Genomic DNA, 5901 nt, shown 5'->3' on the forward strand with positions numbered 1-5901 from the left:
TCGAAGCACTGCGCCAGCACGAGGCCGAAGGCGGCGTCGCCGGCCGTGGCGCTCGCTATACGAGGAACCGCGACGTCATGGTGGCCGGCATGCGCGACCTCGGTTTCGAGACACTGCTCGGGGATCGCTGGCTGTCGCCGATCATCGTCACCTTCTTCAACCCGGCCCATGCCAGTTTCGCCTTCGACCGCTTCTACGATCTGATGAAGGACAAGGGCTTCATCATCTATCCGGGCAAGCTGACCGCCGTCGATAGCTTCCGCGTCGGCTGCATCGGCCAGATGGACGAACATGTCATGCGCCGCGTCGTCGAGGCGGCGGCCTTCTCGCTTCATGAAATGGGCGTCGACACCGCCGCTCCACCCGCCGCGGCACTCGCCGAACGCGCCAAACTCGCCGCCTGAAGCGGCCGATCTCGAGGATATCAGATGAACCAGATGTCTCCCATCAACGTCGCGGTCAACGGCCGCACCTACGCCTGGCCGCGTGTGCCGGCCATCGCCATCTGCCTTGACGGCTGCGAGCCGGCCTATCTCGATGAGGCGATCGAGGCCGGGTTGATGCCGGCGCTGGTCAGGATCAAGCAGAAGGGCACCGTACGTTTTGCGCACTCTGTCATTCCGAGCTTCACCAACCCCAACAATCTGTCGATCGCCACAGGAAGGCCACCGTCGGTGCACGGCATCTGCGGCAACTATCTCTATGAGCGCGAGACCGGCAAGGAAGTGATGATGAATGACCCGCGCTTCCTGCGCGCGCCGACCATTTTCCAGGCCTTCTACGATGCCGGCGCCAAGGTCGCCGTGGTCACCGCCAAGGACAAGCTGCGTGCCTTGCTTGGCAAGGGCCTTGCCTTCGATGAAGGCCGCGCGCTGTGCTTTTCGGCGGAAAAATCCGACACCACCACCAGGGCCGAGCACGGCATCGACAATGCCTCGAAACATTTTGGGCTGCCCGTGCCGGAGGTCTATTCGGCCGAACTGTCGGAATTCGTCTTTGCCGCCGGTGTGCAGCTGCTGAAGGAGTTCCGTCCCGACATCATGTACCTGACGACCACAGACTATGTGCAGCACAAATACGCGCCGGGCGTGCCGCAGGCCAACGCCTTCTACGAGATGTTCGACAAATACCTGACCGAGCTTGATGCGCTTGGCGCGGCGATCGTCGTCACCGCCGACCATGGCATGAAGCCCAAGCACAAGGCGGACGGTTCGCCCGACGTCGTCTATGTCCAGGACCTTCTCGACGAGTGGCTGGGCAAGGACGCCGCCCGCGTCATCCTGCCGATCACCGACCCCTATGTCGTGCATCACGGCGCGCTCGGCTCGTTTGCCACCGCCTATCTGCCTGATGGCGCAGATCAGGCCGGCATCATGGCCCGGCTGGCGAAGATCGACGGCATCATGCTGGTCGTCGACAGCCCGACGGCGTGCGAGCGCTTTGAGCTGCCGGCAGATCGCATCGGCGACATCGTGCTGATCTCGACCGAGAACAAGACGATCGGCACCTCAGAACATCGCCATGACCTGGCGGCTCTGAACGAACCGCTACGGTCGCATGGTGGGCTGACCGAGCAGGAGGTGCCGTTCATCGTCAATCGTGTGCTGCCGGAATTGCCTGATGAACCTGTGTTGAGAAACTTCGACGCCTTTTACTACGCCACAATGGCGGCGGCACTGGCGGGCTGAGCGCTAGTGTCGACCCCGCGACGTACCCAAGAATCTGCTGGAGCAGAACCCATGACCAAACTCGACCCTTCCATCAAAGTCCGCCACGAGCCGATGCGCATTGCCGGCAAGAAAGTTGATGCCGACGGCGTCGTCGAGGTGCGCTACCCCTGGAACGACACCGTTATCGGCACCGTGCCGGCCGGGCGTGCCGAGCACGCGCGAAAAGCATTCGAGATCGCCGCCAGCTACAAATCGAAGCTGACGCGCTACGAGCGTCAGCAGATCCTGTTCCGCGCCGCCGAGGCATTGGCGTCGCGCCGCGAAGAAATCTCCGATCTCATCACGCTCGAGCTCGGCATCTCCAAGACGGACTCGCTCTATGAGGTCGGCCGTGCCTATGACGTGTTCACGCTGTCGGCGCAGATGTGCATCCAGGATGACGGCCAGATCTTCTCCTGCGACCTCACCCCGCACGGCAAGGCGCGCAAGATCTTCACCACCCGCGAGCCGTTGAAGGCGATCTCGGCGATCACGCCGTTCAACCACCCGCTCAACATGGTCTCGCACAAGGTGGCGCCGGCGATCGCCACCAACAATTGCGTGGTGGTCAAGCCGACCGAATTGACGCCGATGACGGCGCTTCTCCTGGCCGACATTCTCTATGAAGCCGGTCTGCCGCCCGAAATGCTGTCGGTGGTGACCGGCTGGCCCGCAGACATCGGCAACGAGATGATCACCAACGACAATATCGACCTGATCACTTTCACCGGCGGCGTGCCGGTCGGCAAGATGATCGCCCGCACCGCCGGCTACAAGCGCCAGGTGCTGGAACTCGGCGGCAACGACCCGCTGATCATCCTCAACGATCTCTCCGACGAGGATCTGGCCAGAGCCGCGGATCTGGCCGTCGCCGGCGCGACAAAGAACTCCGGCCAGCGCTGCACCGCGGTCAAGCGCATCCTGGTTCAGGAAAGCGTCGCCGACCGCTTCGTGCCGCTGGTGCTGGAGCGGGCGAAAAAAATCCGCTTCGGCGATCCGATGGACCGCTCGACCGACCTTGGCACCGTCGTGCACGAGAAGGCGGCGGCGCTGTTCGAAGCCCGCGTCCACATGGCCGCCGAGCAGGGCGCCGAAATCCTCTACAATCCGGGTCGTCAGGGCGCGTTGCTGCCGCCGATCGTTGTCGATCGCGTTCCTCACACATCCGAATTGGTGATGGAGGAGACGTTCGGCCCGATCATCCCGATCGTTCGCGCGCCGGACGACGATGATGCGCTGATCGCACTGTCCAACTCGACCGCCTTCGGCCTGTCGTCGGGCGTCTGCACCAACTCTTTTCCGCGCATGCAGAAATACATCGCCGGCCTTCAGGTCGGCACCGTCAACATCTGGGAAGTGCCGGGCTACCGCATCGAGATGTCGCCCTTCGGCGGCATCAAGGATTCGGGCAATGGCTACAAGGAAGGCGTCATCGAGGCGATGAAGAGCTACACCAATGTGAAGACATTTTCGCTGCCCTGGTCCTGACCGGGCGGCATTGACGGATAAGACAACCGAGGGAGCGTTCGCCGCTCCCTCATTCGCGTTTCGGAGACCATGATGGCCGCGATCAAAGAGCTTGTGCACACCGAAGGCGATTCCAACACCACAGCGGCTCGCGGCCGATGGGATGCCGGGCAGGACGATCCGCGGATCCGCGGCTTGCTCGATCGCGACGCGGCTGCCTTCATGCACCAGAGTCTGTCCAGCCCCTGCCTTTCGACCATCGCGAAGGCGCAAGGCATCTGGATCGAGGACACCGCTGGCCGCCGCTTCATGGATTTCCACGGCAACAGCGTGCATCACCTCGGCTACGGCCATCCAAGGCTGGTCACGGCGATCAAAAAGCAGCTCGATGAGCTCTGCTTTGCGCCGCGCCGCTTTACCTGCGAGCCCGCCGTCGAGCTGGCGGAGAAGCTGGCGGCATTGGCGCCCGGCGATCTCGGCAAGGTGCTGTTCACCACCGGTGGTTCGGATGCCATCGAGGTCGCGCTGAAGATCGCCCGCGCCGCGACCGGCCGCTTCAAGACGGTGTCGTTCTGGGATGCGTTCCACGGGGCCGGCTTCGGCGCTGCAAGCGTCGGCGGCGAGGCGACCTTCCGCTCGCACATATCAGGCCCGATGATGACCGGCACCGAGCACGTCGCACCCTGGGACGGCTATCGCTGTCCCTATGGCCACGATTCCCTCGAAACCTCGGGGCTCGCTTGCGCCAACATGATCGCCTATGTGCTCGGCCGCGAACAGGACGTGGCGGCGGTCGTCGCAGAACCGATGCGGGCGACGCCCAACCCGCCGCCGCCCGGTTTCTGGAAGCGGGTTCGCGAAGCCTGCGACCGGCACGGCACGCTGCTGATCTTCGACGAGATCCCGACCGGGCTGGGCAAGACGGGAAAATTCTTCGCCCACGAGCATGATGATGTGACGCCCGACATCGTCGTCCTCGGCAAGTCGCTCGGCGGCGGCATCCTGCCGATCGCCGCCGTCATCGCGCGCCGCGACCTCGACGTCACCGGTGGCTTCGCGATCGGCCACTACACCCACGAGAAGAACCCGGTGACGACCCGCGCCGCACTGACGACGATCGACATCATCCTGGAGGAAGGATTGGTCGAACGCGCGGCCGAACTTGGCCGGCACATGCTGGAGCGTATGCAGCACCTGATGGCGCGCTCGCCCCATGTCGGCGACGTCAGGGGCAGGGGACTGATGGTCGGCGTCGAGCTCGTCGAGGATCGCGATACGCGCGAGCCGGCGCGCGATCTCGCCGAACGCGTCTTCTATGCTTGCCTGGGGCAGGGGCTGAGCTTCAAGGTCAGCCAGGGCAATGTGCTGACGCTGTCGCCGCCGCTGGTCATTTCGAAAGCTGATCTCGATCGTGCGCTCGACATCCTCGAGACCGCCGTGCTGGCGGCCTGACCATGAAGGCCGTGCGCACCGACCGCGAGCTCGAATGCCCCGAAATCGACGCGGGCTTGCGGGCGAGGGGGGGCGATCTGGTGGTGACTGTCCGCTCGTCCGACCCGCGTTTGCGGGCACAGACAACGGGCGTTTCGTTCGGCTGACCATAACCGTCTCCGTGCCAATCGTGGGCTTTCGCAAGCGCGAAATAGCGGCCGCAACAGGCATGCGACAGTTCCATGACGACTATCAGTAGAAGTTTGCCTGTCATAAAATAAATAGATTTTACTTATCGATCACCAATCCCCAGAGTTGACCCAACGACGACATCCACAAGCGCTACAGGGCCGCAATGTCCACCGGCGCGATCGTCACAGTGCATCGCAGAATGTGCCAACAATCAAAGGGGAACTGAGCATGAAATCGCGCAACGCAACTATCGCAATGGCCTTCGCCGCGGCATTGATGTCATCCGCCGCCTTTGCCGAAACCTCCGAACTGACAGTCTATACCGCCATTGAAGCCGAAGATCTCGCCCGCTACGCCGAGACTTTCACAAAGAGCCATCCCGACATCAAACTGAACTTTGTCCGCGACTCCACGGGTGTCGTTACCGCCAAGCTGTTGGCCGAAAAGGACAATCCGCAGGCCGACGTTGTCTGGGGCCTTGCCGCTACATCGCTTCTGGTGCTGAAGACCGAAGGCATGCTTGAGCCCTACGCGCCAAAAGGCGTCGAATTGCTCAAGCCGAAGTTTGTCGACAAGGACACGCCACCGGCCTGGGTTGGCATGGACGCCTGGGCGGCTTCGATCTGCTTCAACACCGTGGAGGGCAAAAAGCTTGGCCTCGCCGAGCCGACCAGCTGGAAAGATCTTACCAAGCCGGAATACAAGGGTCACATCGTGATGCCGAACCCGGCCTCGTCCGGCACCGGCTTCCTCGATGTATCGAGCTGGCTGCAGTTGTTCGGCGAGAAGGATGGTTGGGCCTATATGGATGCCCTGCATCAGAATATTGATGCCTACACGCATTCTGGTTCGAAGCCGTGCAAAATGGCCGCCGCCGGTGAAACCGTAATCGGCATCTCGTTCGAGTTCCGCGCCGCGAAATCGAAGAAGGAGGGCGCTCCCCTCGATATCGTCATCCCGTCCGAAGGCATCGGCTGGGACATGGAGGCATCCGCGATCGTTGCGGGAACGAAAAATCTCGAAGCCGCCAAAACGCTGCTCGACTGGTCGATCAGCAAGGAGGCCAACGAGATGTACAATGTAGGTTATGCGGTTCTGGCTA

General features: G+C 62.6%; 5 protein-coding genes and 1 pseudogene. All 6 read left to right on the forward strand.

The window, feature by feature from the left end; genetic code table 11:
* A pseudogene (locus EN984_RS19605) lies at positions 1 to 404 on the forward strand (2-aminoethylphosphonate--pyruvate transaminase); the annotation flags it as partial.
* A gap of 24 nt (positions 405 to 428) precedes the next feature.
* Complete coding sequence (gene phnA / locus EN984_RS19610) at positions 429 to 1688, forward strand: phosphonoacetate hydrolase (protein ID WP_127266988.1); 1260 nt, start codon at positions 429 to 431, stop codon at positions 1686 to 1688.
* 51 nt (positions 1689 to 1739) lie between these two features.
* Positions 1740 to 3197, forward strand: a complete 1458-nt coding sequence (phnY, locus tag EN984_RS19615; RefSeq protein ID WP_127266989.1) for a phosphonoacetaldehyde dehydrogenase — start codon at positions 1740 to 1742, stop codon at positions 3195 to 3197.
* Between the two features lie 72 nt (positions 3198 to 3269).
* A complete protein-coding gene (locus EN984_RS19620; protein ID WP_127266990.1) occupies positions 3270 to 4628 on the forward strand; it encodes an aspartate aminotransferase family protein in 1359 nt (452 codons plus the stop codon).
* Between the two features lie 2 nt (positions 4629 to 4630).
* Positions 4631 to 4774: a hypothetical protein gene (locus EN984_RS38235; protein ID WP_164750876.1), complete on the forward strand. Its 144-nt coding sequence runs from the start codon at positions 4631 to 4633 to the stop codon at positions 4772 to 4774.
* A 253-nt stretch (positions 4775 to 5027) separates the two neighbouring features.
* Positions 5028 to 5901 (forward strand): putative 2-aminoethylphosphonate ABC transporter substrate-binding protein (locus EN984_RS19625; RefSeq protein ID WP_127383888.1); only part of this gene is annotated, 874 nt, incomplete at its 3' end.

The sequence above is a fragment of the Mesorhizobium sp. M7A.F.Ca.CA.004.12.1.1 genome (genome assembly GCF_003997835.1).
Lineage (GTDB): Bacteria > Pseudomonadota > Alphaproteobacteria > Rhizobiales > Rhizobiaceae > Mesorhizobium.

What these genes read in the sequence shown, in the direction of transcription:
- phnA (WP_127266988.1), top strand. Translation starts at nt 429, where the DNA reads ATGAACCAGATGTCTCCCATCAACGTCGCGGTCAACGGCCGCACCTAC.
- phnY (WP_127266989.1), top strand. Translation starts at nt 1,740, where the DNA reads ATGACCAAACTCGACCCTTCCATCAAAGTCCGCCACGAGCCGATGCGC.
- EN984_RS38235 (WP_164750876.1), top strand. Translation starts at nt 4,631, where the DNA reads ATGAAGGCCGTGCGCACCGACCGCGAGCTCGAATGCCCCGAAATCGAC.
- EN984_RS19620 (WP_127266990.1), top strand. Translation starts at nt 3,270, where the DNA reads ATGGCCGCGATCAAAGAGCTTGTGCACACCGAAGGCGATTCCAACACC.